Here is a 26,579-nt window from a genome sequence, read left to right on the forward strand (position 1 = left end):
TGGTTCACTGCGGGGCGCCGAGCGGGAGCGGGTCCTGCCTCGGTGCCCCGCGGCCGCGTTCGAAGCGCAGGGCCAGACCCGTCGCCACCGCGCCGAGCCCTTCCCACAGGCCCACACCGAGGAAGCCGGAAGGGGCGCGGCCGCCGATCACCGCGAGGACGAAGACGGTGCACGTCAGCAGCCGGAACGGCACCGTCCAGCGGAAGAAGGGCTTCCAGTCGGCGAGGGACGCCAGGACGTAGTAGACGCCCATATTGACCGCGGCCATCGAGGAGGCGGTGACGAAGACCAGGGTGTGGTCCCCGTCCGCGCGGCGGGAGTCGGGCACGGGCTCGAACCCCATGGAGACGAGCAGGGCGTCAGGGGTTGTGAACTGGTGCTGTTTGACTGTGTATGTGTGATTTCTGCCATGTGCGGGTTGGTTGTTGTGGGCTGTGGTGTGTGAGGGCTCGCGGGGCGGATGGGGGTTCGTGTGTCGAATGGGTGACCTTTGCGGGTGGTGGTCGTTGGGGGTGGTGACGGGTGTGTGGTCCGGTGCGGAGGGGGTGGGCACGGTGGGTGGTCTGCGGGAGGTGGCGGCGCCGTTCGTGGTCACCGGACCTTCGGGTGTGGCAGTGCGTACGCGGCTCAAGTGCCTGACGGCCGGGGATGAGGAGGTGCTGCGCCTGGTGGGTGCGCATCTCGGCGCGCTCGCCTCGCGTGATCTCAAGGCGCGGTGCACGGACGGCCTGGAGCACGACAGCGAGTCGTGGGCGGTCCGGAAGCGGGCGTTGACGGGGGTGTCGTCGTCGCGGTGGGCCGGGTCGATCACGAAGGCCACGCACGATCAGTGGGCACTGGCCCGGCGCGGCCAACTTGCCCACATCCAGGGCCTCGAGGCCGGTGTCAGGACGATTGCGCATCGGTTGTCGCTGCCGGTCGGGGCGAAGGGCACCCGGCGGGTCCCGGGCGGCTACCGCTCCGCGCACGAGTGGTTCCACAAAACCCGGCGACTGCGGGTGCTGGAGGACCGTCTTGGGCGGGTGCGGGCCGACCGGGACGCGGGCCGGGTGCGCGTGGTGCGCGGCGGCCGACGCCTGGCCCGCACCCGGCATCACCTTGCCGATGCGGGGCTGACCGCAGCCCAGTGGCGGCAGCGGTGGGAGGCCGAGCGCTGGTTCCTGCAGGCGGATGGTGAGTCGGGGAAGAGGTTCGGCAACGAGACGATCCGCATCACCCCCGAAGGCGACGTCAGCATCAAGCTCCCGGCACCGCTGGCCCATCTGGCGAACGCCGCGCACGGCCGGTACGCACTCGCCGGGCGGGTGCGGTTCGCGCACCGGGGCTCCGAGTGGGCGGACCGTGTGGCAGCGAACCGGGCGGTGGCCTACCGCATCCACCACGACACCGGACGCGACCGCTGGTATCTCACCGCCTCCTGGCAGATCCCACCCACCCCTACCGTTCCGCTCGAAGCCGCCCTCGCCCACGGCGTGATCGGCGTCGACACCAACGCCGACCACCTCGCCGCCTGGCGCCTGGACACCCACGGCAACCCATGCGGTGAACCCCGCCGCTTCGCCTACGACCTCACCGGCAGCGCCCCCCACCGCGACGCCCAGGTCCGCCACGCCCTCACCCGACTCCTGCACTGGGCCAAGGCCTGCGGCGTGAAGGCGATCGCGGTCGAGGACCTCGACTTCCAGGCCGAGAAGACCAGGGAGAAGCACGGCCGCAGGCGAAGGTTCCGGCAGCTGATCTCCGGCATGCCCACGGGCAAACTTCGTGCCCGGCTGACTTCCATGGCCGACCGGACAGGCATGACGATCATCGCCGTCGACCCCGCCTACACATCCAAGTGGGGCGCGCAGCACTGGCAGAAGCCGATGGCCGGCCCCACCCGCAAGATGAGCCGGCACGATGCGGCGAGCATCGCGATCGGCAGACGCGCCCAAGGGCACCCGATCCGGCGACGGACGACACCGCCCCCGCACGACCAGAGCGATCGTGCGGGGCATCGGACCGTCCAGGCCGACCCGGGCACCCTCGGGCGTGAGGAAACCCGCCCCCGCATTCCCGGACCACGCACACGATGCGCGCCCCCGGACGCGGCGAGAACGCGGGCAACCAGGGCACCCAACACCGTTCGGGGTGCCCGCAGCGACCAGGAATGGGTCCAAGACTCACTCCTGCTCACTGAATAGGAACGGTGATCAGGCCGACGACACCGAGCACGGCCGCGAGAACGCCGAAGACCGCCATGGTCCAGCCGGACGGGGAGCGGGGCAGGAAGCGCACAGGATTCTCCAGGGGCACCGAACGGATACGGAAAGCCCCTGCATACCGCGCGCCCCGCCCCGCCGCCCAGCGTTCTTCACACCCTCGTCCGGCGCCACTCGCTCACTTCAGCGCCGCCTCCATCATCTTCTGCGCCACCGGCGCCGCCAGCCCGTTGCCGCTGACCTCAGAGCGCTCCGCGCCCGAGTCCTCGATGAGCACGGCGACCGCGACCGCCTTACCGGTGTCCGGATCCTTGGCGTAGGAGGTGAACCAGGCGTACGGCGTCTTGCTGTTGTTCTCGCCGTGCTGTGCCGTACCCGTCTTGCCGCCGACCTCGAGTCCCGGGATCCGCGCGTTGGAGCCCGTGCCGTCCTCGACCACCGTCACCATCGCGCTGCGCAGCTGTTCCGCCGTCCCGGACGACATGATCCGCTGCGAGGCGCCGTCCTCGAAGGACTCGAGGGTGTCGCCGTCCGCGGACACCACCTTGGACACCATATGAGGTGACGCCATGACCCCGTCGTTGGCGATGGCCGCCGACACCAGCGACATCTGCAGCGGAGTCGCCGTCACATCGAACTGGCCGATGCCGGTCAGCGCGGTCGACGAGGCGTTCATCCCGGACGGGTACACGCTCGCCGAGGCCCGTACGGGCACATCCTGCTTCTCGTCGTTGAAGCCGAACTTCTCGGCCGTCGCCCTCACCTTGTCCTGCCCGAGATCGACGGCCATCTTGCCGAAGACGTTGTTGCACGAGTACCGCAGCGCGGTCCGGATGGTGGCGTTCTCACAGGGCGCGGACGGGTTCTCGTTCTCCAGGTCCGTGACCGTGCCGGGCAGCCGGTAGGGGTCCGGGCTGTCGGTCTGCTCGTCGACGGACGAGTAGAGCCCGTCCTCCAGCGCGGCCGCCGCGACGACCAGCTTGAACGTCGACCCCGGCGGCAGCGGCTGCCGCAGCGCCCGGTTGAGCAGCGGCTTGTCCTCGTCGTCGAGCAGCTTCTGCCAGGCGTCGCCGTCCAGGGTGCCGCTGATCGTCGAGGGGTCGTACGACGGGGTGCTGACCATGCCGAGGATCTCCCCGGTCTCCGGGTCCATGGCGACCGCGGCGCCCTTCGTGTCGCCGAGCGCCTCGAAGCCGGCCTTCTGCACCGCGGGGTCGATCGTCGTCACCACGTCACCCGGGTCCTGCTGCTTGCCCGTGAGCGTGTCCAGCGGGTTCTTCAGCGTGAGGTCGGTGCCGTCGAGGATGCCGGAGTAGATGCCCTCGAGCTGGGTCGCCCCGTACGCCTGCGAGCTGTAGCCGGTGACGGCCGCGTACAGCGCGCCGTCGGTGTAGGAGCGTTTGTACGCGAGGTCGCCTCCTTCCGTGCGCTTCGAGCCCGTGACCGCGGAGCCGGCCACGATGATGTCGCCCAGCGGATGCGCGTACTGCGCGATGATCTTCCGCCGGTTCCGGTCGTTGTCCGTGAGGGCCGTCGCTTCGTACGCCTGCACCCAGGTCGCCCGCCCCAGCAGGGCGAGGACCAGCAGCAGACTGAAGACGGCGGCACGCCTGATCGTCTTGTTCATCCCGTACGAGGGACGAGCGGCACGGCGCGGTTCGTTCCCCTCCGTCCGTTTTCTCAGGACTTCCTCATCTGCGGCGGGGAGCCCGGCAGCGCCGGGCCGGGGAGGGCGGCGGTCAGCCGGGCGAGATGAATCCCGACTCGTACGCCGCGATCACCGCCTGGGTACGGTCCCGGGCGCCGATCTTGCCCAGGACCGCCGCGACGTGGGTCTTCGTCGTCGCCGGGCCCACGCCCATCCGGCCGGCGATCTCCGCGTTCGTCAGCCCTGTGGCCATCAGCCGCAGCACCTCCGCCTCCCGCCCGGTCAGCCGTGCCACCCACGGCGGCGCGGTCACGGCCTCCCTGCGGCCGTACTCGGCGGCGAGCGAGCGCACGGCGGCGGGGAACAGCAGCGAGTCGCTGCGCGCGACCAGCCGGACCGCCTGGACCAGCTCGTCGGCCCCCGCCCGCTTCAACAGGAAGCCGGCCGCCCCGGCGCGCAGCGCGTCGTACACGTACGAATCGTTCTCGAACGTCGTCACGACGACGATCCGCGGCGGCTCGTCCATCGTGGACAGGATCTGCTCGGTCGCGCGGATGCCGTCGATCTCGGGCATCCGTACGTCCATCAGCACCACGTCGGGGCGCAGCTGCCGCACCACGGACACCGCCTCCGCGCCCGTCGCCGCCTCTCCGACGACCTCCAGATCCGGTTCCGCGTCGAGGATCACGCGCAGCGCGGTGCGCACCATCCGCTCGTCGTCGGCGAGGGCGACCCGTACCGTGCTCATCGGCGGCCCGCCAGCGGCAGCCTGGCCGACAGCCGCCAGACCCCGTCGTCCGGCCCGGCCGCCGCCTGTCCGCCGAGCAGCGCTGCCCGCTCGGCGACTCCGCGCAGCCCGCGGCCACCGCCGGGGCGTTGCACCGGGGCCCGCTCGGGCACGGGATTCTCCATCCTGATCTCCAACTCCTCTTCTCCTGCGCCGATCCACAGCGTCACCGGTGAGGCCCCGGCATGGCGAAGGGCGTTGCTCAGCCCTTCCTGGACGATCCGGTACGCCTCGCGGGAGACCGGTGCCGCCACGGCCGTGAGCGTGCCCCTCGTGTGCAGCGTGACGGACACGCCGCTGCGGGACAGCAGTCCCTCCAGGGCGGTGAGCGTCGGTCCGTCGAGCCGGCCCTCGCCGTCGCCGTCCTGGCGCAGCAGGCCGAGCACGGCGTCCAGCTCGCCCACCGTGCGGCGGGTGGTCTCCTCGATCGCGGCCAGCGCCTCCCGCACGAACTCCACATCGGCGGCACGGCCGCTGTCCAGCACCTTGCGGGCCGCTCCCGCCTGGAGGGTCACCGCGGACAGCGCGTGGCCCACGGAGTCGTGCAGTTCACGGGCGAGGCGGTTGCGCTCCGCGAGTTCCGTCGCCCGCCGCTCGGCCGCGGCCAGCCGGTCGGCAGGGGTCGGGCCGAGCAGTACCGGCGCCTGACGGGCCAGCAGGGCCCCGACGGCCGCGGACACGGCCGCGAGCGCCAGCAGCATCGCGGTGCCGGCGAGCACCAGCAGCACCGACCACCAGACGTCGTGCGGCACCCGCAGGTAGTCCCGCACCCCCGGGAACACCGGGGAGACGATCAGCCCGACGGCGAACGGCGGCAGTGCGAGGGACGCCCCGCTGACCAGCGCCCCCGCCCCGAGGTGCAGGGTGAACCAGCCCGCGGTGCGCACCCGGGCGGCCCGGGTGCGTGCCTGCCCGTCCGCGAGCCGCTCGCCGGGAACGCCGCACAGCGTGCGGGCGACGACCACCGACAGCGGTCTGGCCATGGGGAAGAGCCCGGCGACGGCGGCGAGCGGCAGCGCCACGGCGTACGCGCCGAACTGGAGCGCCAGCGAGCCCGCGAACGGGTTCGCCCCGCCGGTCAGCGGACCCACGACCACCGTGCCCACCAGCCAGAACGGCATCAACAACGCGCCGCCGAGCACCAGATGGACCCAGCGCAACCGGGCCCGGCGGCCGAACAGCGCCCGGCCGGCGGACCGCAGGACCCGGCCCGGCTGTGTCATGCGCCGCGCCTGCGCAGCAGGGAGGCGACGGCGCAGGTGAGCAGCAGACCGGAGATCATCTCCCCAGCGTAGGTGAGCATCAGCAGCGCGGGGGTCTGCTTCCCCTCGTCCGACTCGGGCATGACCGCGCCGAAGATCATCCAGCCCGCCCAGGCGGCCAGCGCGCTGGCCCCGACCCAGGCGGCGGCCAGCAGCCCGCGCACCGGCATGGCCGGGCGCAGCCGGAAGGCGAGCAGCAGCACTGCGGTGACCGCCAGCACCGCGAAGCCGACGCGGACACCCTCCAACAGGTAGAAGGGCGTGGTGCGTTGCAGCACACGGTCGGCGGGGAGCGCCGTGGTCCCGCCGACGGCCCACAGCGTGTGCATGGCCGCGGGGAACAGGGCGAGCAGTGAGCCGGCGACGGCCGTGGCCCGCATGAACGTGCTCGTCGCGCCGGTCGGCAGGTCCCACACCCTGCCGCGCCACAGATGGCCCCAGCGCTTTCCGGCGTAGAGCACGAACAGCGTGCCCAGGGCGAGTCCTTGGAGGACGAAGCCGCCGTACACGACGCCGAACACCCAGTCGTTCAGGAACGGCTCCTCCGCGGCGGCCGGTGCCTCGCTGCCGTCGATGGCCGTGCCGACCAGCTGAAATGGGAGCCCGATCATGATCGGCGCGAGCAGTCCGGTCGCCGCCCACATCGGCACCGCCAGCAGCAACGCGGGTACCCGCTGCCCCCACGGCCGGGTGAGCAGCAGCGCCAGCACCACCACGGACGCGTCCATCAGCACGGTGAGGCTGTTGGCCATGGCCATCACCAGCCGGTGGTCCAGCAGGGCGCTGCCATCGGGAATGCCGACATGGCTGCCGGCGATCCAGGCGATCTTGAGCCCGAGATACGGCAAGCAGGCCATGATCGCCACGGCACGCAGTGCGGCCGTGAGGGAGCGGTGTCGCAGTGTGAGGCCGGTCTCGGCCGAGGTGGTTGTCATGCCCCCTACGCTGCCGTGCCCGTCGGCCCCTCCACCTCCTGCTCCGTGACGATCCGCCTCCACCGCGCGGGGGAGCGGCGCCGCGGTGAAGGCCCGCCCCGCCCGCGAGGGGGTCACGCCAGCGTCAGGACCACTTCGTCCGTGTCCTCGCCCCGCGCGTTGGCGAACCCCCGGTCGTGGCCCGTCACCGCGAACCCGCATTTGAGCAGCACCCGCAGCGAGGCCGCGTTGTCCGCCGCCGCACGCGCGTGCAGCGGACGGGCCGGTACGGCCTCCAGCAGCGCGCGCAGGGCGAGCGTGGCGATGCCGCGCCCCCAGTGCGCACGGTCGATGACGTAGGTGACCTCCCGCTCCTCGGGCGGCCCGTACACGGCGGTGTGGCCGACGACCTCGCCGTCGGCGAGGACCGTGCGGATCACCGCGTCGGAGGCCCGGATACGTGACCAGTGGGCGTCGAACGCGGCCCGGTCCGTCGGATCCTCGCTGGTGAAGGCGGCCATCCGGTTGGACTCGGGGTCACTCATGTGCCGGAAGAACACCGGGAGATCACTGTCCTCGACCTCACGCAGGACCACGTCCACGGTCAGAGCCTCCGGGTCGCGAGGGTGAGCCGGTCGCGCGCGTCGAACAGCGCGTCCTTGATCATCTGCTCGTGCGCCGGCGTGAGCCTCGCCACCGGCACCGAGCAGCTGATCGCGTCGCGCGCCGGGGTGCGGTAGGGGATGGCGATGCCGAAGCAGCGCAGCCCGAGCGTGTTCTCCTCACGGTCCACGGCGTAGCCCTGTTCGCGGATGAGGTGCAGCTCCTCGATGAGCTTCTCGCGGTCGGTGAGGGTGTGCTCGGTCAGCGGCGCGAGGGTCTCCGGCAGCATCTTGCGCACCTGCTCGTCGCTGTAGGTCGCGAGCAGCGCCTTGCCGAGCGAGGTGGAGTGAGCGGGCAGCCGCCGCCCCACGCGCGTGAACGGGCGCAGATAGTGCTGTGACTGCCGGGTCGCCAGGTAGACCACGTTCGTGCCGTCGAGCCGCGCGAGGTGGATGGTCTCCGTGGTGTCGTCGGAGAGCCGGTCCAGGGTCGGCCTGGCAGCGGCCACGACCTCGTCGCCGTCGATGTACGACGTCCCGACCAGCAGGGCGCGCACCCCGATGCCGTACCGCGTGCCCGTGGCGTCCGTCTCGACCCAGCCGAGCTCCACGAGGGTGCGCAGCAGCATGTACAGGCTGGACTTGGGGTATCCGACGGCCTCCTGGACCGCGGCGAGCGAGTGCATGCCGGGCCGCCCGGCGAAGTATTCGAGCAACTCCACCGTCCGCACCGCGGACTTGACCTGTGCCCCACCGGAATCGGCAACTGACATCGCTGTACGCCCCTTCTTGACCGTGCGGAACGCCCGGAAATAGAGTCCCCAGCATATTCACCACCAGGAACGTTGTTCAGAATACCGAACAACTTCGGTGGGTGGCAGAGACCGGAAGGAAGCCGCCGTGGAAGCAGCACCAGTCTGGAGTGTCGACCCCCGTAGCGGGAAGCGGCGGGAGCGGGTCGGGGTGGAGGCTTCTGCGGGGGAGGTGGGTGTGGTGGTGCGGGCCGCGTGGGAGGCGCGGGGTTCGTTGGTGGATCGTGGTGTGCGGGCGGGGTTCCTGCGGGGGGCGGCGGCTCTGCTGGAGGCGTCGGGGGACGTTCTGGTGGAGGTGGCGGACGCGGAGACGGCGCTGGGTGGGGTGCGGTTGCGTGGTGAGCTGGCGCGGACGTGTTATCAGTTGCGGGCGTTCGCGGATGTGGTGGAGGAGGGGTCGTTCCTGGGGGTGATCATCGATCATCCTGATGCGGCGGCGACGCCGCCGGTGCCGGATCTGCGGCGTTTCAAGGTGCCGTTGGGTGTGGTGGCGGTGTATGCGGCGTCGAATTTTCCGTTCGCGTTCTCGGTGGCGGGTGGGGACACGGCCAGTGCGTTGGCGGCGGGGTGTCCGGTGGTGGTGAAGGCGCATCCGGATCATCCGGGGTTGTCGGAGCGGGTGGCGGCGGTGTTGCGGCGGGCGGCGGTGGAGCGGGGGTTGCCTGCGGGGGTGGTGGGGCTGGTGCATGGTTTCGAGGCGGGTGTGGCGTTGGTGGGGCATCCGCTGGTGGCGGCGGCGGGGTTCACCGGGTCGGTGCGTGGTGGGCGGGCGTTGTTCGACGCGGCGGCGGCGCGGCCGGTGCCGATCCCGTTCCATGGGGAGCTGGGTTCGCTCAATCCGGTGGTGGTGACACAGGCGGCGGCGTCGGAGCGGGCGGAGGAGATCGGTGCGGGGCTGGCGGGGTCGATGACGCTGGGGGTGGGGCAGTTCTGTGTGAAGCCGGGTCTGGTGCTGGTTCCGGCGTCGCCGGAGGGTGACCGGCTGGTGGAGGCGTTGGCGGGCGGGGTGGCGCGGGCGGCGGCGGGGGTGCTGCTGGACGGGCGGATGCGGGACAACTTCGTGGCGGGGGTGGCCGAGCGGGCCGCATTGGCGGGGGTGGAGTGTCCGGTGGTGCCGGGCGGGGAGGGGGAGCGGGGGGTGCGGGCCGGGTTCTTGACCGTGCCGGCGGGCCGGCTGACGGAGCCGGGTGCGCATGATGTGCTGTTGGAGGAGTGTTTCGGTCCGGTCACGGTGGTCGCGCGGTACGGGGATCCGGCCGAGGTGGACGCGGTGCTGGCGCGGTTGCCGGGCAATCTGACGGCGACGGTGCATCTGTCGGCCGGGGAGAGCGAGGGGCAGGGGCGGGCGGGTGAGCTGTTGGCCCGGCTGACGCCGTTGGCGGGCCGGGTACTGGTCAACGGCTGGCCGACCGGTGTCGCGGTCGCGCCCGCGCAGCACCACGGCGGCCCCTACCCGGCCACCACCTCCACCTCCACCTCCGTGGGCGCCACGGCCATCGAACGCTGGCTCCGCCCGGTCACCTACCAGCACACCCCCCACGCGCTCCTCCCGCCGGAACTGCGCGACGACAACCCGCTCGGGCTTCCCCGACGCGTCAACGGCCGCCTGCAACACTGACCCGCATGGAACTGAAGCTGCCCGACCTCCCCTTTCCCCTGCGGCCGTACGGTCCCGAGGCCGACTGGTCCTACGACGACGGTGTTCTGACCGCCTGGGCCGGCCCCCGCCAGGACCGTTTCGTCCCGCCGACCGGCCACTCCCTGGAACCGGCCTCCGACGCGCCCCGCCTGCTCGGCGCGCCGGAGGGCGACTTCCAGCTGATCGCCCGCGCCAAGGCCGGCTTCGCCGCGGCCTTCGACGCGGCCGTGCTCTACGTGCACGTCACCGAGCACGAGTGGGCGAAGCTCTGCCTGGAACTGTCGCCGGACAGGCCGACGGTCTGCACGGTCGTCACCCGCGGCCACTCCGACGACGCCAACTCCTTCGTGGTCGACGGTGACAGCGTCTGGCTGCGCATCAGCCGCACGGGAAAGGCGTTCGCCTTCCACGCCTCCACCGACGGCGAGCAGTGGACCTTCGTCCGCATCTTCACCCTCGGCGACGAGGACCGGGCCGGCGCGGCACTGGTCGGCTTCATGGCCCAGTCGCCGGTGGGCGAGGGCTGCGTCGTCTCCTTCGACCGCATCGAGTACCGCGACAGCTGGCCGGAAGGGCTGCGGGACGGCTCCTGACGCACGGGAGGCGCCCCTCCCGGGCGTCTCACGCCGGCGTGAGGACCGGCGGCCGTCCCGTCGTCCAGAGGGCCTCGACCGCCATCCGGCTGAAGCGCCAGCCCTCGTCGGTCCGGCGCAGTTCGGCCTCGTAGCGGCCGCCCACGGTGAACAGCGGATCCTCGCCCTCGTGGTGGATGTGGACCATCAGCGCGTTCCAGGACGCCCTGGCCGTCCCCGACGCGGCGTCGACGTCGGTCAGCAGGTCGGAGGCCATGTGCTGGGTGCGGGCGAACCTCCTGATGGCCTCCTCCGTGCCGCGTACGGCCTCGGCGCCCTCGAACACCCCGACGGGGGCGACCATGCGCGCGTCGTCGGTGAAGTGGTCACGCGCCCAGCCGGCCGGGAACGCGCGCTCGTCCATGGCGCGGAAGAAACGGCTGACGAGCAGCCCGATCTCGATGTGGTCCAGATGAGTGGTCATGCCGTGAGCGTTCACCCTCAACCGCGGTCGAGGTCAAGGGAGCCCGGTCAGGACGGGTCTGCAACCGTGCCCGCCCGCGGTCGCGTCCCCCAGCACATGATCAGAACTGCCACTCTCGCGGACCTCGACGCCATAGCGGCCCTCCACGCCGAAGCGCGCGCCACCTACTACCGGGGCCACATCCCCGACGAGGCCTTCGACGGGCCCGCCGAGCGTGCCCGCAACCGGGCCGGCTGGGAGCGGGCGATCGGGCAGGGGCGGGTGCTGTGCGCGGAACGGGACGGCGTCGTCGCGGGCACGGCTGCCTTCGGCGAGGTGGACGGCGTCATGACCCTTTCGCAGCTCCACGTCGCCCCCGCGCGCTGGCGCGCCGGCGTCGGCACCGAGCTCCACGCCGCCTGCGTCGAGGCGTGGCGGGGCGCGGGCGTGAGAAGCGCCCGCCTCGAGGTCTTCCAGGAGAACGAGCGGGCCCAGGCCTTCTACGCCCGCCACGGCTGGTACCCGGACCCCGACGAGCCGCTCGCCGGGAACCACCTGGTCCTGCGCTTCACGGTGCCGGCGGACGAGTAGGCGCGCCCGAGCCGATGCGGCCGGGGACGCCGGGCCGTCACGGCGGCCCGGCCCGCCCGCCTGTCCCTCACCCCGGCGAGAAAGACCCCTGGCCGGAGCGGCTCGACGGCCGCCGGCCCGGCGGGGCCTTCGCGGCTTCCCGCGGAATGAGGCGGGCCCGTCCCCTGTTGAGGTGCTGCGGAGGCGCCCCGCCCCGTCCGTCCCACCGACCCCGCCCGGCGAGCCGGGCGAACCGTGTCCGGCGCCGCCGGCCGGCTTGACCCTGGAGTGATGAAGAAGCATGCGCGTCGAGATCTGGTCCGACATCGCCTGTCCGTGGTGCTACATCGGCAAGGCCCGTTTCGAGAAGGGCCTCGATGCCTTCGCGCATCGCGACGAGGTGGAGGTCGTGCACCGGTCCTTCGAACTCGACCCCGGCCGTGAAAGGGGCGACACCGCTCCGGTCGTCGACATGCTCGCGAAGAAGTACGGCCGCACCCGCGAGGAGGCGCAGGCCATGGAGGAGCACGTGGCGTCCAACGCCCGCTCCGAAGGGCTGGAGTACCGCGTCGAGGGCCGCGACCACGGGAACACCTTCGACATCCACCGGCTGCTGCACCTCGCCAAGGCCCGCGGCCGCCAGGACGAGCTGCTCACCCTCGCCTACCGGGCGAACTTCGCGGAGGAGCGGTCCGTCTTCGACCCGGACGTCCTCCTCGCGCTCGCCGTGGAGGCGGGACTCGACGAGCAGGAGGCACGCCGGGTCCTCGCGGACGTGAGCGCCTACGCCGACGACGTACGCGCCGACGAGCGGGAGGCTGCGGAGCTGGGTGCGAACGGCGTCCCGTTCTTCGTGTTCGACCGGCGGTACGGGGTGTCCGGCGGGCAGCCCGCCGAACTGTTCACGCAGGCGCTGGAACAGGCCTGGCAGGGGCGGGAGGCCGCCCCGGCCGGCGAGGACGCGGCCGTCTGCGACGCCGACGGCGCATGCGAGGTCCCCGCGGCCGCCGACGCCGCGCAGCCGGCTTCGTGAAGCGCCGCTGAACGGTTGTGTCCAGCAAGGCGTGATTGACCCGGAGGACACGGCACCGCAGGGTGATCCCATGGAGACGCAGATCCTGGAGCCCACGGCCGGCGGTGAGTTCGCGCCCACGACGACGTACCTGAACACCTCGAGCTGCGGCCTGCTCCCGCGCCGTACGGTCCGTGCGGTGGCGGCGCTGGCGCAGGAGCTGGCCGACGGACGGCCCGGCGGTGCGGGCGACTTCTCGGCCGTGACCGCCGCCCGCGAGTCCTTCGCCCGCCTCGCCGGCGTGCCCCACGAGCGGGTGGCCGTCGGCGGTTCGGTCTCCGTCCATGTGGGGCTGATCGCGGCCTCGCTGCCGCCGGGCTCCGAGGTGTTGTTCCCCGAAGGGGAGTACGCCTCCGTGATCACGCCCTTCACCGTGCGGGGCGACCTCAAGACGCGGTTCGCGCCGCTGGAAGGGCTGGCGGACGCGGTCCGCCCCGGTACGGCGCTCGTCGCCTTCTCGTCGGTGCAGTCCGCCGACGGCAGGGTCGCCGACATGGCGGCCGTGCGCGCCGCCGCCGCGGCGCACGGGGCCCGTACGCTCCTCGACGCCAGCCAGTCGGCCGGCTGGCAGCCGCTGGCGGCGGGGGACTGGGACTACACCGTCACCGGCGGTTTCAAGTTCCTGCTCTGCCCGCGCGGTGTGTCCTTCCTGACCGTGACGGAAGACGCGCAGGAGGCGCTGCCGCCGCTGCACGCGGGCACCTTCGCCGCAGAACGGCTGTGGGAGACGACGTACGGCCCGATCGAGGAGACCGCCACCTCGGCCCGCCGCTACGACGAACCCCCGGCCTTCCTCTCGTACCACGGTGCCGAGCAGTCGCTCGCCCTGCTGGAGGAGATCGGCATCGACGCGGTCCTGGCCCACGACACCGCGCTGGCACGGCTGTTCAGGGCCGGCCTCGTGGAACTGGGCCACGAACCGGTGCCCGCGGACTCGGCGATCGTGGCCGTCCCCGGCCTCGGCCACCGCGCCCGCGAGCTGGCCGGCTCCGGGATCCTGCTCTCCGAGCGCGCCGGCAATCTGCGCGCCTCGTTCCACCTCTACAACTCGCCCGCCGACGTGGAACGGGTCCTGGACCGCCTCGCCGGCCGGGGCTCCGCCGTCGGGGGCGGCTGCGGCGCGCCGGCCGACGGTCGGGCGGGGCATCCGCGATAGACCGTTCGGCCGCGCGTGAGGCCCGGCGCCCGCGAGGACGCGGTCGGCCGGGTCCGGGCGCCGGACCCGGGCGCCGGCCGGGTCAGGCGCGGCGTTCCGGGCAGTCGGCCGTCTCCGTGCAGAGGTTCGCCTCGACCTTGGCCAACAGGCGCGTCAAATCCCGCCGTTCGTCCTCGTCCAGGCCGCGGAGCGTGTGCTCCTCCAGCTGCGCCCAGGCCTCCGACACGTCCGACAGCAGTGCGCAGCTCCGCTCCGTCGCCTCCACGAGGACGGCCCTGCGGTCGGCCGGGTCCGGGCAGCGGCGGACGTGGCCGGACTGTTCGAGGCGCTGGAGCATCTTGGTCACGGTGGACGGGTCGAGGTCGGCCGCCTTGATGAGCTCCGACTGACGCAGTGGTCCGGCGTCCCACAGGCGCATCATCACGAACTCCTGGCCGGGGTAGAGGCCCAGCCCCTTGAGCAGCTTGCCCGCGGCGATGCGGTGGAGCCGCGCCACCCGGGAGACGGCGTGGCTGACGGGGCCGCTGCTCGCGGCGTGCGGCAGCTGTCCGGTGCACGCAGGGTCGCCCTGTGCCTCCTCCGCTGTGGACATGGTGCTCTCCTCGGCCGGTTTTCCACTGCTTCCAGAATATTACCTTGGTCGGCCAATGAATGCGCTACAGTGGCGCAGAGCCGATTACTTGGCCGACCACATAATTTTTCTGGGGGTTCCCATGACCACCGCATTCGACCCGATCCAGCTCGCCGGCAAGCACCTGCGCAACCGCATCGCCATGGCGCCGATGACCCGCAGCCGCGCCTACGGCCCCGGCCTCACACCGACGCCCTCCGTCGTGGAGTACTACCGGCAGCGCGCCTCCGCGGGCCTGATCATCACCGAGGGCACCCAGCCCTCCGTGGTCGGCCAGGGCTACCCGGACACCCCGGGGCTGCACAGCGCCGAGCAGGTCACCGCCTGGCGCGAGGTCACCGACGCCGTGCACCGCGAGGGCGGCACGATCTTCGCCCAGCTGATGCACGCCGGCCGGATCGGCCACCCCGTCCTGCTGCCGGACGGACTCGTCCCGGTGGGCGTGTCGGCCGTCGCCGCGCAGGGGCAGGTCTACACGCACGAAGGTCCCAAGGACTTCATCGCGCCCAGGGAACTGACCGCGCAGGAGATCCGGGCGACCGTCGAGGACTTCGCGTCCGCCGCGCGCAACGCGATCGAGGCCGGCTTCGACGGCGTCGAGCTGCACGGCGCGAACGGCTACCTCATCCACCAGTTCCTCGCGCCCAACAGCAACCACCGCACCGACGAGTGGGGCGGGTCCGTCGAGAACCGCATCCGGTTCGCCGTCGAGGTGACCGAGGCGGTCGCGGCCGCGATCGGCGCCGAGCGCACCGCCCTGCGGATCTCGCCGTTCAATCCGTACAACGGCATCGAGGAGACGGACCCGGAAGCCGTCTACACCGCTCTCGTCCAGCGGATCGAGCCGCTCGGCCTCGGCTACCTGCACATCACAGAGGCCGTCCCCGGCGGGCGGGAACTCACCCAGACGCTGCGCAAGCAGTTCTCCGGGACGCTCGTCCTCAACCCGGCGACCGAGGGGCCGACCGGCCCCGAGGCCCTCACCCTGGTCGAGGACGGCCTCGCCGACGTGATCGCGTACGGCGCGATGTTCCTGGCCAACCCGGACCTCCCGGCCCGTCTCGAGGCGGGCGGACCGTTCAACGCCCCTGACCCCGCGTCGTTCTTCGGCGGCGACGACAAGGGCTTCATCGACTACCCGGCGCTCACCGGCTGACCGGCAGCCGCGCCCACGCGGACGCGGGCGGGCCGGACTCCCGAAGGAGTCCGGCCCGCCCGCGCAGGTGCCGTCAGGTCACCGCACCGGGGTGAAGTCCCGCGCACCGATGAAGTCGGGCCGCGGAACCGGCGCCGCGAACGGCTCGACCGCCGTGTTCTCCACGCTGTTGAAGACGATGAAGACGTTGCTGCGCGGGTACGGCGTGATGTTGTCGCCGGAGCCGTGCATGCAGTTGCAGTCGAACCAGGTCGCCGACCCGGCCCGGCCGGTGAACAGCCGGATGCCGTGGTCGTCCGCGAAGCGGGTCAGCGCCTCGTCGGACGGTGTGCCGGCGTCCTGCATCTGCAGCGACTTCTTGTAGTTGTCCTTCGGCGTCTCGCCCGCGCAGCCGAGGAACGTCTTGTGCGACCCCGGCATGATCATCAGACCGCCGTTGGTGTCGAAGTTCTCGGTGAGGGCGATGGACACGGAGACGGTGCGCATGTTCGGCAGGCCGTCCTCCGCGTGCCACGTCTCGAAGTCCGAGTGCCAGTAGAAGCCGGAAGCGCCGAAGCCGGGCTTCACATTGATCCGGGACTGGTGGACGTACACGTCGGAGCCCAGGATCTGCCGGGCTCTGCCCACCACCCGCTCGTCGCGCACCAGCGCGGCGAACACCTCGCTGAGCTTGTGGACCTCGAAGACCGACCGCACGTCCTGCGACTTCGGCTCGACGATCGAGCGCTCGTCGGCGCGCACCGCCGGGTCGCTGATCAGCCGCTCCAGTTCGGAGCGGTACACGGCGACCTCGTCGTCCCTGATCAGCTGGTCGACGGTGAGGAAACCGTCCCGCTCGAACCCCATGAGGTCCGCCGTGGCGATCGGCCCCGGGGCGCCGGGCGCCGACCAGACGACCGGGTCCTTGCGGGGGGTGAGCACCTCACTGGCGCCACGGGTCGGGTACAGGTCGGTGCGTGCGGGTGCGGTGGTCATATCTCAGCCCTCCTCGGTCAGCAGCGGGTAGACGCCGTTCTCGTCGTGGTCCTCCCGTCCGGTGACGGGGGGATTGAAGACGCAGACGCAACGGAAGTCGGTCTTGGGGCGCATGGTGTGCTTCTCGTGGCCGTCCAGCAGATACATCGTGCCGGGCTCGATCCAGTGGGTCTCGCCCGTCTCGTCGTTGGTCAGCTCGGCCTCACCCTCCACGCAGAGCACGGCCTCGATGTGGTTCGCGTACCACATCGACGTCTCCGTACCCGCGTAGAGCACGGTCTCGTGGAGCGAGAAGCCGACCTTCTCCTTGGCGAGCACGATGCGCTTGCTCTCCCAGGTGCCGGAAGCGGACTTCACATGGCGCTCGGTGTTCTCGATGTCCTTGAACGATCGGACGATCACGGTGGTTCGTCACCTCTCGGTAGTACGGGTGGTCAGGCGGTCTCTCGGACGGAGCGCGCCAGGATGCGCAGGCCCTCGTCCAGCTCGTCGGTGGAGATCGTCAGCGGCGGAAGCAGCTTCACGACCTCGCTCTCCGGTCCGGACGTCTCCAGCAGCAGTCCGAGCTCGAAGGCGCGGGCGCAGACGGCGGACGCACGCGGCTTGTCCTCGAACTCCATGCCCCAGACCAGGCCACGGCCGCGGAAGCTGACGCCCTCGCCGCCCAACTCGTCGACGATGGCGAGCAGCGCGCGCTCGACCTGCTCGCCGCGGGCGATGGTCTGCTTCTCCATCTGCCCGTCGGCCCAGTAGGTGTTGAGGGCCGCGGCGGCGGTCACGAACGCGGGGTTGTTGCCGCGGAACGTGCCGTTGTGCTCGCCCGGCTCCCAGATGTCCAGCTCGGGCTTGAACAGGGTGAGCGCCAGGGGCAGGCCGTAGCCGCTGATGGACTTCGAGACGGTGACGATGTCCGGGACGATGCCGGCCTCCTCGAAGGAGAAGAAGCCGCCGGTGCGGCCGCAGCCCATCTGGATGTCGTCGACGATCAGCAGCATGTCCTGGCGGTGGCACAGGTCCTGCAGCGCGCGCAGCCACTCGGCGCGGGCCACGTTGATGCCGCCCTCGCCCTGGACCGTCTCGACGATCACGGCGGCGGGCTTGTTCAGACCCGAACCCTGGTCCTCGAGCAGCCGCTCGAACCAGAGGAAGTCGGGGACCTGGCCGTCGAAGTAGTTGTCGAACGGCATCGGCGTGCCGTGCACCAGCGGGATGCCGGCGCCGGCGCGCTTGAAGGCGTTGCCGGTGACGGCGAGCGAGCCGAGCGACATGCCGTGGAAGGCATTGGTGAACGAGACGACCGACTCGCGGCCCTTCACCTTGCGGGCGAGCTTCAGCGCGGCCTCGACCGCGTTGGTGCCCGTCGGGCCCGGGAACATGACCTTGTAGGGCAGGTCACGCGGACGCAGGATCACGTTCTGGAACGACTCGAGGAACGCGCGCTTGGCGGTCGTGGCCATGTCCAGGCCGTGGGTGATGCCGTCGCGCTCGATGTAGTCGATCAGGGCGCGTTTGAGGACCGGGTTGTTGTGCCCGTAGTTCAGAGATCCGGCGCCGGCGAAGAAGTCGAGGTAGGTGTGGCCGTCCTCGTCGTGGAGGTGGCTGCCCTGGGCGCGGTCGAACACGGCGGGCCAGCCGCGGCAGTAGCTGCGCACCTCGGACTCGAGGGTCTCGAAGACGCTCAGGGCGGGCGGGGTGATGGTCACAGCGAACTCCATGGGGGTGGGGTGGGCGCGAGAGGTCAGGGATGACGCGGCGCGCGCGGGGTGCCGTGCGGGCACAGGGCGCGCGGCAGCGGTCACGCGGCGACGGGACCGATGCGGTACAGCACTTCCGGCTGGTGCGTCCCCTCGGGGAACAGCCCGCCGTCGAAGAGGACCTCGCGGCTGAGGGATGCTCCGTGGCGCTTGGCGTAGGAGGTGAACAGGGCGTCGGAGGCGGTGTTGTCCGGGGTGATGGTCGTCTCTATCTCGCGGACCCCGAGCCCGCCGGTGACCTTGGCGGTCAGTGCGTCCAGCAGGACGCCGGCCAGCCCCCGGCCCCGGTGCGCACGGTCGACGGCGACCTGCCAGACGACGAGCGCCTCCGGGCGGTCGGGGCGTACGTATCCGGTGACGAAGGCGATGGGCTCGCCGTCACGGCCGCGGGCCACGACGGAGGTGGCCGCGAAATCGCGACACCACAGCAGGTAGCTGTACGAGGAGTTGAGGTCCAGGACCTCGGAGTCGCGGGCGATGCGCCAGATCGCGGCTCCGTCCTCCACTCGTGGGGTGCTGATCTCGAGGAATTCGTCTCGGGCTCGTACAAGGTCTTCTTGTGCGGCGGTCATGTCGATTCAATTTACCCAGCAAATTCGCGAATTGCATCGGGCAAGGGGGTTGGGTGCCGAGAGCCGTTGTGTTATCGCGCGGGCGCGAGCTCGCCGTGAATCGTCGGGCGATCGCGCCGGTATGCCCGGAAATATCCGGGCATACCGCTCCCTCTGTGGTGTCGGTCACATGAAGGCAACCTGGTTGACACGTGATGGAATCGGCCCCGGAAACGATATGAATCTCTACGTTTAGCAGTCGAGATCGGGGGCAGCAGAATGCGGGGAGCTATTTACCGAAGTGAACCGGAATTTGCTCCCGATATTCGTTCCATGCGTTTATGCGGGGCGTGTGCGGGACACGGGAATCCGATGTGAGGATCCCGCCGGAGAGCGCCGCGAGGACGCGGAGCGGCCCCGCCCGCGCGAGGACGGGGCCGCACCGGCATCAGACCCAGTTCTCGCCGGCGGCCCGGCGCGCGCCCTCCAGGTCCACCGGCCGGCCGTGCTCGGCCAGCGCGGCGCCCAGCGCGGCGAGGGACGACTGCACCACGCCGCGGGTCGCGTCCACGCCGTAGTGGTTGATCCGGATCATCTCCGCGGCCAGCGGGCCGCCACCCGCCATCACCGGCAGCGACGGATCGGCGGCGAGCGCCTTCGCCACCAGGTCCCGGGCGTCCACCCCGGCCGGGGCGCGCAGCGTGGTCGCCACCGGCGCGGCGTGCCGCGCCTCGTGCACGTAGGGGGCGATACCGCCGCCGAGCGCCAGAGCTCCCGCACGCGTGGCCGCGGCGGCCGCCCTGTGCCGGGCCGTCACGGCGTCCAGACCCTCCGACCCGATCCGCTCGAGGCACGCCTCGAGCGCCAGCATCTCCAGCTGCGCGGGCGCGTGCAGCAGAGCCCTGCGCCCGCCGTCGATCCAGCGCTGCTTCCAGTCGAGCAGCGACAGGTACGAGCCGCGGGGCGCGGCCGGGTTGGCGGCGATGCGCTCCCAGGCCCGCTCGCTCACCGACACGGCGGAGACGCCGGCCGGACCGCCCATCGCCTTCTGCGCGCCGATCACGCACAGGTCCACGCCCCAGGCGTCGGGGAGCAGCGGCTCCGCGGCCACGGAGGCGACGGCGTCCAGCATGAACAGCGCCCCGTGGGCCCGCACGACCTCGCCGATCTCCGCGACGGGGTTGGTGTTGCCCGTCGCGGCTTCGGCGTGCACCAGTGAGACGAAGTCGATCTCGGGGTGTTCGGCCAGCGCCCGGGCGACCTGGTCGGCGTTCACCGCCGTGTTGAAGGGCACCTCGAGGTCCACGACGGCGGCCCCGCAGTCGCGCAGCCAGTTGCCGAAGGTCTGGCCGTAGGGGCCCGTGACCACGTTCAGTGCCGTCGAACCGGGGTGCGCGCCGCCGCGGATGCAGCCCTCCAGGGGCAGCAGGGCCTCGCCCTGCATCACGACCACGTCCTGCTCGGTGCCGAGCAGCGCCGCGACTCCTCGCTCGATGGACGCGAAGTGCGCGGCGGTCAGCGGGGCGAGGTCCAGCAGGGGATGTGTCACTGCGGTGCTCTGTTTCTCTCGGCGTCCGGACGTGTTCCCGGCAGGGCCGGACGGTGTTCGGACAGTGTTCGGGCTCTCGCTCGAGAGTACCGAGGGCCTCGTACAGTTCCTGGCATGAGCGATCACACGGTGCTGCATGTGAAGGGGCGGGTGCTCGTCGGGCCCGAGGAGGTGCGGGACGAACTGTGGGCGGTCGACGGCCGGATCACCTTCGAACGTCCCCGCGCCGAGGCGGTCACCGTGCACGGCTGGGCGCTGCCCGGGCTGGTCGACGCCCACTGCCACGTCGGCCTCGACCACCACGGCCCGGTCGACGCCGCGACCAGCGAGAAGCAGGCACTCACCGACCGCGAGGCGGGCACGCTGCTGATCCGCGACGCGGGATCGCCCTCCGACACGCGCTGGATCGACGAGCGCGAGGACCTGCCGAAGATCATCCGGGCGGGCAGGCACATCGCCCGCACCCGCCGCTACATCCGCAACTACGCGCACGAGATCGAGCCCGAGGACCTGGTGGCGTACGTGGCGCGGGAGGCCCGGCGCGGCGACGGCTGGGTCAAGCTCGTCGGTGACTGGATCGACCGGGATGCCGGCGACCTGACCGCCTGCTGGCCGCGCGGGGCCGTGGAGGCGGCCATCGCGGAGGCCCACCGGCTGGGTGCCCGGGTGACGGCGCACTGCTTCGCGGAGGACTCGCTGCGCGACCTCGTCGAGGCCGGCATCGACTGCATCGAGCACGCGACCGGGCTCACGCAGGACACGATCCCGCTGTTCGCGGAGCGCGGCGTCGCCATCGTCCCGACCCTGGTCAACATCGCCACGTTCCCCGATCTCGCCGCGGGCGGCGAGTCCAGGTTCCCCCGGTGGTCGGCCCATATGCGACGGCTGTACGAGCGGCGCTACGACACCGTGCGCGCGGCCTACGACGCGGGCGTACCGGTCTTCGTCGGCACGGACGCGGGCGGTTCCCTGGCGCACGGCTTGGTCGCCGAGGAGGTCGCCGAGCTGGTGAAGGCCGGCATCCCGCCGCTCGAGGCGCTGTCGGCGACCACGTGGGGGGCCAGGAGCTGGCTCGGCCGCCCGGCGCTCGAGGAGGGCGCCCCCGCCGACCTGGTGGTGTACGACGAGGACCCGCGCGCCGATGTGCGGGTCCTCGCGGCGCCGCGAGCGATCGTGCTCGACGGGCGGGTCGTCGGCTGAGGGAAGGGTGGCGCGAAGAGGCGGCCCTTCGAGTGACGCCTCAAGTGTGCGGCATCCCGTGAAGTCTCCTGAGCCCCGCAGAGTCACCGCCCTCGTGGCCAGGGGGTCGCCCTCCGCTGCGGGTCATGCCCCCAGGTCCTCCGTCACGGGCAGGCACTCGGCGAGCAGGTCGACGACGTCGCGCCAGGCTCGCTGCGCGTGCCGTGGGTGGTAGCCGACGCCGGGGACCACGGGGTGGTCGACCGGCGGGTGGTGGAAGGCGTGCAAGGCTCCGCCGTAGACCGTGAGGCGCCAGTCGACGCCCGCGGCCTGCATCTCGGCGGTGAACGCGTTCCGTTGCGCGGGCGGCATGATCGGGTCTTTTGACCCGACCCCGGCCCACACCGGGCAGCGAATGCGCGCCGCCTCGCCCGGTCGGCCCGTGGTAGTCGCGTTGACTGTCCCGATCGCGCGGAGGTCGACGCCGTCGCGCCCGAGTTCCAGCCCGACGGCGCCCCCGGTTCCGTAGCCGATGGCGGCGATCCGGTCGGGGTCGGTCCGGGGCTCGGTGCGCAACACGTCGAGCGCCGCATGGCCGATCCCCCGCATCCGGTCGGGATCGGTGAGCAGCGGCAGGCAACGGGCCAGCATCTCCTCGGGGTCACCGAGATAGCGCCCGCCATGAAGGTCGAAGGCCAGCGCTACGTATCCCAGCTCGGCCAGAGCATCGGCCCGGCGGCGCTCGACGTCGCTGAGCCCCATGCCCTCTGGTCCGACCAGCACCGCGGGCCGGCGGTCGACACCGGCCGGGAGCGCGAGGTGCCCGATCATCGTCAGACCGTCGGCCGGGTACTCGACCGTACGCGTCGTAATCGTCGTCATGGGACTGGACTGTATTGATCGTCGAGCCCGGTCCGGCCGGTGTTCTGCCGCTGACAGAACAGCACGGGTGTCCCTTTGACATACGGGGCGGGCCCGGCGCTCAGGGTTGCAAGATCATCCCGTTCCCCTTTGGCGCGTATCTCGGTCACACCCCGAGTCCGGATGAACTCCGCGAGCGCGGAAGGCGTGGACGCGCCCGGACGGCAGCTTCCGGAGGTCCGCTAAATCCCCTTGCCTCAATGGTCAAGAATCGTTGACCATTGCTCGCATGCCTACCGATGATCTTCCCGAGGCGCTTCACGTCACCACGGACGAGCAGCTGCGCGCCGTCTCCAATCTCACGCGCCACCGGATCATGGCCGTACTCCGCTTCGAGCCGGCGACGATCACGCAGATCGCCGAGCGGGTGGGCCTCGCGAAGGGGAGTTCCAGCTACCACGTGCGGCTGCTGGAGCGGGCCGGCCTGGTGAAGGTGGTACGGACGCGGAAGGTGCGGGGCGTCACCGAGCGGTACTACGCGATGGCCGCGCGGGCGATCGTGCTGCCGGATCCGGGCGAGGGAGGGCCGGATGTGCTGATGCGGCATGCGGTGGCGGACCTGGAGGCGTCGCCGGCGGATGGCGAGCGGCACGTGCGGATGGCGCATCTGCGGCTCACCGAGGAGCAGTTCGCGCAGCTGGGGGCGCGGCTGGAGGCACTGGCGGACGAGTACCGGCAGCTGTCCGATCCGTCGCTGCCGGACGCGTCACTCGTCTTCGCGCTGTTCCGCCCGGCGTCGCGCGAGCAGGCCGAGGGGGACGCCGAGTGACCTCAGTCGTAAGGAAGTTGCCGACCGGGTTCGGCCGGCTGTGGGCCGCGCAGACGATCTCCTCGCTCGGGGACGGGGTAACGCATGCCGCGCTGCCGCTGCTCGCGTTGACGTTGACGCGGGATCCGATGGCGCTCGCCGTCGTCACGGCCGCCGGGACGCTGCCGTGGCTGTTGTTCGGGGTGCTCGGCGGTGCGCTGGTGGACCGCTGGGACCGCCGGCGCACGATGTGGGTCGCGGACGCGGCGCGTGCGCTGCTGCTCGCGATACCCGCGGCGGCGGCCGTGCTCGACGTACTGAGCATTCCGCTGCTCGCGGCCGTCGCCTTCCTGCTCGGCCTCGGTGGACTCTTCTTCGACACGGCCGCCACGGCCTGTCTGCCGGATCTGCTCGGCCGCGACCTCGTACTCCTGGAGCGAGCCAACTCTCGCCTTCGCGGGGCCCAGACCGTCATGTCCGGCTTCGCGGGGCCGCCCGCGGGCAGTGCGCTGCTCGCGCTGGGGCGGGCGGTTCCGCTGCTCGCCGACGCGGTGTCGTTCCTGCTCTCCGCACTGCTCGTACGGTCGCTTCCCGCCATGCCCCGGCCCGTGCCGGAGGTCCGTGAGTCGCTGTTCCGGCAGGCGCGGGCCGGGGCCTCGTACGTCTTCCGGGACCGGTTGCTGCTCGGGCTCGCGCTCCGCCCGGCGGTCGGGAACATCGCCTTCCTCGCTGTGGAGACCGTCCTCGCGCTCTTCGCGCACGACCGCCTCGGCATCGACACCTACGGCTTCGGCCTGCTCCTCACGGCGGAGGCCACCGGCGGCCTGCTCGGTGCGGGCATCGCCTCCTACCTCGGCCGACGGCTCGGCACCGGCACCGCGCTGACCTGTACGGCAGCCGTCGAAGGGCTAGCCATCCTGGGCCTGGCCGCTGCCCGGAACGCGTACGTGGCCGGGCTGGCGCTCGCCGTCTGCGGGGCCGGCATGGGCGCCACCATGGTGCTCGGGCCCTCCCTCCGGCAGGCGATCGTCCCGGCCCACCTCATGGGCCGGGTCGCCTCCACCTCCCGCATGCTGGCCATGTGCGCCGCCCCCGTCGGGGCCTTCCTCGGCGGCTGGCTGGCCACCACCTACGACATCCGCACCCCGCTCTTCACCGCCGCCGGTCTCCTCCTGGCGATGACGGCCATCACGGCGTCCATGACCAGCAACCGCCGGGTCGAAGCGGCGCTGCGTGCCGCCGCTCCGGCCGGCCGTCCGGATCACCGGGTGTCCAAGGATCCCGCCGAGGAGAGTGCACCCGACGTGTTGTGACGCCTGCCGCGAAGGCGCCACGACACGTCGGGTGCCAGGCCCCCGCGGGACGCGACGAGTGGCCGGGTCGGTCGGGTGTGCCGGCCGCCGGCCGCCGGTCGTCGTCGTCCTCGGCGGCGTCCGGGTCCGGAAGGGGCGCAGGGCTTTGATGGGGAACAGGTAGCGGCCCAGGAAGTCGATGTGCCGCTCCTTGAGCGGGGAGAGGCGGGCGACGTCTTCGTCCTTGAGGTCGTGGCCCTCGGCACGGAGCCGGGCGACGGCGGCGTCCGGGCAAGGGTGTTCCACAGGACGACGGCGTCGAGGACCGGGCCGAGAGCGGCGAACTGGTCGTCATGCCCGTCGCCGTACTCACGCCCGGAAACGGACAGGGAGAGCCGTACGGCAAGCGTGTCTCATGTCCGTCACGCCGTGAGGGGCCCGTCCGTCGCCGCCAGGGGGGCGGGGAGGTCGGTGGAGCCGGTCAGATAGCGGTCGGCCGCCGCGGCGGCCGACCGTCCCTCCGCGATGGCCCACACCACGAGGGACTGGCCGCGGCCCGCGTCCCCCGCGACGAAGACACCGTCCGCCGCCCTGCGGTCCGGCTGCTCGTCCCCCTCCTCCCGCAGCGCCGCGAAGGCGGCGTTCCGTGCGAAGTTGCCGCGTGCGTCGAAGGCGAGTCCGAGCTGCTGGGCCAGGCCGGTGTCCCGTTCGGGCCCGGAGAAGCCGAGGGCGAGCAGGACCAGGTCCGCCCTCAGCACCCGACCCGTCCCGGCCAGCGGGTGTCGGGCCGAGGGCTCCACCTCGGTCAGATGCAGCGCGCGCACGCGGCCGGCCGCGTCCCCCTCGAAGCGCACGGTGGCCATGGAGTAGGTCCTCGGGTCGGCGCCGTCGCGGGCACGAGCCTCCTCATGGGCGTGGGAGGCCCGGAGGATCTTCGGATACACCGGCCACGGCTGGCTCTCGGTACGGGTGTCACCCGGCTCCGGATTGATGTCCAACTGCACCACCGACGCGGCATCCTGACGCAGCACGGTGCCGAGACAGTCGGAGCCGGTGTCGCCGCCTCCGACGATCACCACGTGCCTGCCCTCCGCGGTGACGGCCGGCTGCGCGTGGTCGCCCTCCGTGACCCGGTTCGCCGCCGTCAGGTACTCCATGGCCTGGTGGATGCCGCTCAGCTCGCGACCCGGGACCGGTAGGTCCCGCTGCTGCCTCGCCCCGACGGCGACGATCATCGCGTCGTGGCGGTTCCTCACCTCCGCCACGGCGACGTCACGGCCGACGTCGACGCCGGGGCAGAAGACCGTGCCCTCCGCCCTCATCTGCTCGATACGGCGGTCCAGGTGCCGCTTCTCCAACTTGAACGCGGGGATGCCGTAACGGAGCAGGCCGCCGATGCGGTCGGCGCGTTCGTAGACCGCGACGGTGTGGCCGGCACGGGTGAGCTGCTGCGCCGCGGCCAGGCCCGCCGGCCCGGAGCCCACGACCCCGACCGATGAGCCGATGAGCCGCTCCGGCGGGAGCGGGGACACGAGCCCCCGTTCCCATGCCTGGTCGGCGATCGTCTGCTCGACGTTCTTGATCGTCACCGGCTCGGAGTTGATCGCGAGGACGCACGCGGCCTCACAGGGTGCCGGGCAGACCCGGCCGGTGAACTCGGGAAAGTTGTCGGTGGCGTGCAGCCGCTCGGCGGCGGCGCCCCAGTCGCCGTGGGCGGCGTACACGTTCCACTCCGGTACGAGGTTCCCCAGCGGGCAGCCGTGGTGGCAGAAGGGGATACCGCAGTCCATGCAGCGCCCTGCTTGGAGGGAGACCACCGGCAGCAGGGCCTGACCGGCGTGAACCTCGTGCCAGTCCCCGAGCCGTTCCTCGGCAGGACGTGGGGTCACGGGCCGGCGGGGCGTGTTGAGAAAACCGAAGGGGTCGGTCATGTCGCCCTCTGTGATGCCAGAAGTGAGGGTTCAACAGGGCGTTCTCACGAGCCTACGCCTCCGGCCCGCGCGTGACACGGCCGAAGGCGGAGGGCCGGACACCTGGTGAGACGGGTGCTCGCCATGTGAGAAGTTCCGCTTTGTGTCCATACGTCCTCCTGGTGGCGACGAATAAGGATCAGGTGAGGTATTCA

At 71.8% G+C, this 26,579-nt stretch carries 25 protein-coding genes and 2 pseudogenes; 10 read left to right on the plus strand and 17 right to left on the minus strand.

Going from position 1 to position 26,579, the window contains the following annotated elements:
- Nucleotides 1-4: 4 nt before the first annotated feature.
- Nucleotides 5-367, minus strand: a pseudogene (locus tag SPRI_RS27970) (hypothetical protein); the annotation flags it as partial.
- A 187-nt stretch (nt 368-554) separates the two neighbouring features.
- On the opposite strand from SPRI_RS27970, the gene SPRI_RS27975 reads away from it, so the two are divergent.
- Complete coding sequence (locus tag SPRI_RS27975) at nt 555-2,183, plus strand: IS200/IS605 family element transposase accessory protein TnpB (protein WP_053557802.1); 1,629 nt, start codon at nt 555-557, stop codon at nt 2,181-2,183.
- A 196-nt stretch (nt 2,184-2,379) separates the two neighbouring features.
- Here SPRI_RS27975 and SPRI_RS27980 read toward each other — a convergent pair whose 3' ends face one another.
- From SPRI_RS27980 to SPRI_RS28005, 6 genes are all read right to left on the minus strand, one after another.
- Complete coding sequence (locus SPRI_RS27980) at nt 2,380-3,828, minus strand: peptidoglycan D,D-transpeptidase FtsI family protein (protein ID WP_053557436.1); 1,449 nt, start codon at nt 3,826-3,828, stop codon at nt 2,380-2,382.
- A 112-nt stretch (nt 3,829-3,940) separates the two neighbouring features.
- Nucleotides 3,941-4,597, minus strand: a complete 657-nt coding sequence (locus SPRI_RS27985) for a response regulator transcription factor (RefSeq protein ID WP_005319041.1) — start codon at nt 4,595-4,597, stop codon at nt 3,941-3,943.
- Nucleotides 4,594-5,859: a sensor histidine kinase gene (locus SPRI_RS27990; RefSeq protein WP_053557437.1), complete on the minus strand. Its 1,266-nt coding sequence runs from the start codon at nt 5,857-5,859 to the stop codon at nt 4,594-4,596. The genes SPRI_RS27985 and SPRI_RS27990 overlap by 4 nt, the downstream gene beginning before the upstream one ends.
- Nucleotides 5,856-6,833, minus strand: a complete 978-nt coding sequence (locus SPRI_RS27995) for a hypothetical protein (RefSeq protein WP_053557438.1) — start codon at nt 6,831-6,833, stop codon at nt 5,856-5,858. The genes SPRI_RS27990 and SPRI_RS27995 overlap by 4 nt, the downstream gene beginning before the upstream one ends.
- Nucleotides 6,834-6,946: 113 nt before the next feature.
- Nucleotides 6,947-7,414: a GNAT family N-acetyltransferase gene (locus SPRI_RS28000; protein WP_053557439.1), complete on the minus strand. Its 468-nt coding sequence runs from the start codon at nt 7,412-7,414 to the stop codon at nt 6,947-6,949.
- Nucleotides 7,415-7,416: 2 nt separating this feature from the next.
- Complete coding sequence (locus tag SPRI_RS28005; RefSeq protein WP_005319046.1) at nt 7,417-8,187, minus strand: IclR family transcriptional regulator; 771 nt, start codon at nt 8,185-8,187, stop codon at nt 7,417-7,419.
- 127 nt (nt 8,188-8,314) lie between these two features.
- Between SPRI_RS28005 and SPRI_RS28010 the strand changes: the two genes are divergently transcribed.
- Nucleotides 8,315-9,844: an aldehyde dehydrogenase (NADP(+)) gene (locus SPRI_RS28010; RefSeq protein ID WP_078951304.1), complete on the plus strand. Its 1,530-nt coding sequence runs from the start codon at nt 8,315-8,317 to the stop codon at nt 9,842-9,844.
- Between the two features lie 5 nt (nt 9,845-9,849).
- Nucleotides 9,850-10,458, plus strand: coding sequence for a DUF1349 domain-containing protein (locus tag SPRI_RS28015; RefSeq protein ID WP_005319048.1), 609 nt, complete (start codon nt 9,850-9,852; stop codon nt 10,456-10,458).
- Nucleotides 10,459-10,486: 28 nt separating this feature from the next.
- Here SPRI_RS28015 and SPRI_RS28020 read toward each other — a convergent pair whose 3' ends face one another.
- Nucleotides 10,487-10,921 carry a nuclear transport factor 2 family protein gene (locus SPRI_RS28020; protein ID WP_037775020.1) on the minus strand — a complete coding sequence of 145 codons (435 nt, stop codon included), beginning with the start codon at nt 10,919-10,921 and terminating at the stop codon, nt 10,487-10,489.
- A gap of 96 nt (nt 10,922-11,017) precedes the next feature.
- On the opposite strand from SPRI_RS28020, the gene SPRI_RS28025 reads away from it, so the two are divergent.
- The 3 genes from SPRI_RS28025 (at nt 11,018) to SPRI_RS28035 (ending at nt 13,698) form a co-directional block, all read left to right on the plus strand.
- A complete protein-coding gene (locus tag SPRI_RS28025) occupies nt 11,018-11,491 on the plus strand; it encodes a GNAT family N-acetyltransferase (RefSeq protein ID WP_037776994.1) in 474 nt (157 codons plus the stop codon).
- Between the two features lie 280 nt (nt 11,492-11,771).
- Complete coding sequence (locus SPRI_RS28030; protein WP_005319054.1) at nt 11,772-12,503, plus strand: DsbA family oxidoreductase; 732 nt, start codon at nt 11,772-11,774, stop codon at nt 12,501-12,503.
- Nucleotides 12,504-12,573: 70 nt separating this feature from the next.
- Entirely contained in the window at nt 12,574-13,698 is a 1,125-nt protein-coding gene (locus SPRI_RS28035) for an aminotransferase class V-fold PLP-dependent enzyme (protein WP_078951305.1), read from the plus strand.
- A gap of 82 nt (nt 13,699-13,780) precedes the next feature.
- Here SPRI_RS28035 and SPRI_RS28040 read toward each other — a convergent pair whose 3' ends face one another.
- Entirely contained in the window at nt 13,781-14,290 is a 510-nt protein-coding gene (locus SPRI_RS28040; RefSeq protein ID WP_053557441.1) for a MarR family winged helix-turn-helix transcriptional regulator, read from the minus strand.
- Nucleotides 14,291-14,411: 121 nt separating this feature from the next.
- On the opposite strand from SPRI_RS28040, the gene SPRI_RS28045 reads away from it, so the two are divergent.
- Nucleotides 14,412-15,485 carry an alkene reductase gene (locus SPRI_RS28045; protein ID WP_005319060.1) on the plus strand — a complete coding sequence of 358 codons (1,074 nt, stop codon included), beginning with the start codon at nt 14,412-14,414 and terminating at the stop codon, nt 15,483-15,485.
- Between the two features lie 78 nt (nt 15,486-15,563).
- Here the strand turns inward: SPRI_RS28045 and thpD are convergent, their stop codons facing one another.
- The 5 genes from thpD to SPRI_RS28070 all read right to left on the minus strand — a co-directional run bounded on the left by thpD (nt 15,564) and on the right by SPRI_RS28070 (nt 20,314).
- Nucleotides 15,564-16,460, minus strand: coding sequence for an ectoine hydroxylase (thpD, locus tag SPRI_RS28050; protein WP_005319061.1), 897 nt, complete (start codon nt 16,458-16,460; stop codon nt 15,564-15,566).
- Between the two features lie 3 nt (nt 16,461-16,463).
- Nucleotides 16,464-16,862, minus strand: coding sequence for an ectoine synthase (locus SPRI_RS28055; RefSeq protein WP_005319062.1), 399 nt, complete (start codon nt 16,860-16,862; stop codon nt 16,464-16,466).
- 32 nt (nt 16,863-16,894) lie between these two features.
- Nucleotides 16,895-18,163 carry a diaminobutyrate--2-oxoglutarate transaminase gene (ectB, locus tag SPRI_RS28060; protein WP_005319064.1) on the minus strand — a complete coding sequence of 423 codons (1,269 nt, stop codon included), beginning with the start codon at nt 18,161-18,163 and terminating at the stop codon, nt 16,895-16,897.
- Between the two features lie 92 nt (nt 18,164-18,255).
- Nucleotides 18,256-18,786 (minus strand): diaminobutyrate acetyltransferase, encoded by a 531-nt coding sequence (gene ectA, locus SPRI_RS28065; protein WP_005319066.1) that lies wholly within the window; start codon nt 18,784-18,786, stop codon nt 18,256-18,258.
- Nucleotides 18,787-19,213: 427 nt separating this feature from the next.
- A complete protein-coding gene (locus SPRI_RS28070; RefSeq protein ID WP_053557442.1) occupies nt 19,214-20,314 on the minus strand; it encodes a pyridoxal-phosphate-dependent aminotransferase family protein in 1,101 nt (366 codons plus the stop codon).
- 114 nt (nt 20,315-20,428) lie between these two features.
- Here SPRI_RS28070 and SPRI_RS28075 point away from each other — a divergent pair, with 114 nt between their 5' ends.
- Entirely contained in the window at nt 20,429-21,514 is a 1,086-nt protein-coding gene (locus SPRI_RS28075; RefSeq protein ID WP_005319070.1) for an amidohydrolase family protein, read from the plus strand.
- Nucleotides 21,515-21,637: 123 nt separating this feature from the next.
- On the opposite strand, the gene SPRI_RS28080 is transcribed toward SPRI_RS28075, so the two are convergent.
- Complete coding sequence (locus SPRI_RS28080; protein WP_005319071.1) at nt 21,638-22,375, minus strand: dienelactone hydrolase family protein; 738 nt, start codon at nt 22,373-22,375, stop codon at nt 21,638-21,640.
- A gap of 268 nt (nt 22,376-22,643) precedes the next feature.
- Here SPRI_RS28080 and SPRI_RS28085 point away from each other — a divergent pair, with 268 nt between their 5' ends.
- Both SPRI_RS28085 and SPRI_RS28090 read left to right on the plus strand, forming a co-directional pair.
- On the plus strand, nt 22,644-23,183 hold the full coding sequence (locus SPRI_RS28085) for an ArsR/SmtB family transcription factor (protein WP_005319073.1): 540 nt from the start codon (nt 22,644-22,646) through the stop codon (nt 23,181-23,183).
- Nucleotides 23,180-24,475: an MFS transporter gene (locus tag SPRI_RS28090; RefSeq protein WP_005319075.1), complete on the plus strand. Its 1,296-nt coding sequence runs from the start codon at nt 23,180-23,182 to the stop codon at nt 24,473-24,475. The genes SPRI_RS28085 and SPRI_RS28090 overlap by 4 nt, the downstream gene beginning before the upstream one ends.
- Nucleotides 24,476-24,682: 207 nt before the next feature.
- Here the strand turns inward: SPRI_RS28090 and SPRI_RS40005 are convergent.
- Together SPRI_RS40005 and SPRI_RS28095 are read right to left on the minus strand one after the other, a co-directional pair.
- A pseudogene (locus tag SPRI_RS40005) lies at nt 24,683-24,760 on the minus strand (hypothetical protein); the annotation flags it as partial.
- A gap of 116 nt (nt 24,761-24,876) precedes the next feature.
- Nucleotides 24,877-26,385, minus strand: coding sequence for a glutamate synthase subunit beta (locus SPRI_RS28095; RefSeq protein ID WP_005319077.1), 1,509 nt, complete (start codon nt 26,383-26,385; stop codon nt 24,877-24,879).
- Nucleotides 26,386-26,579: the final 194 nt, after the last annotated feature.

This window comes from Streptomyces pristinaespiralis, assembly GCF_001278075.1.
Classification (GTDB): Bacteria; Actinomycetota; Actinomycetes; order Streptomycetales; family Streptomycetaceae; genus Streptomyces; species Streptomyces pristinaespiralis.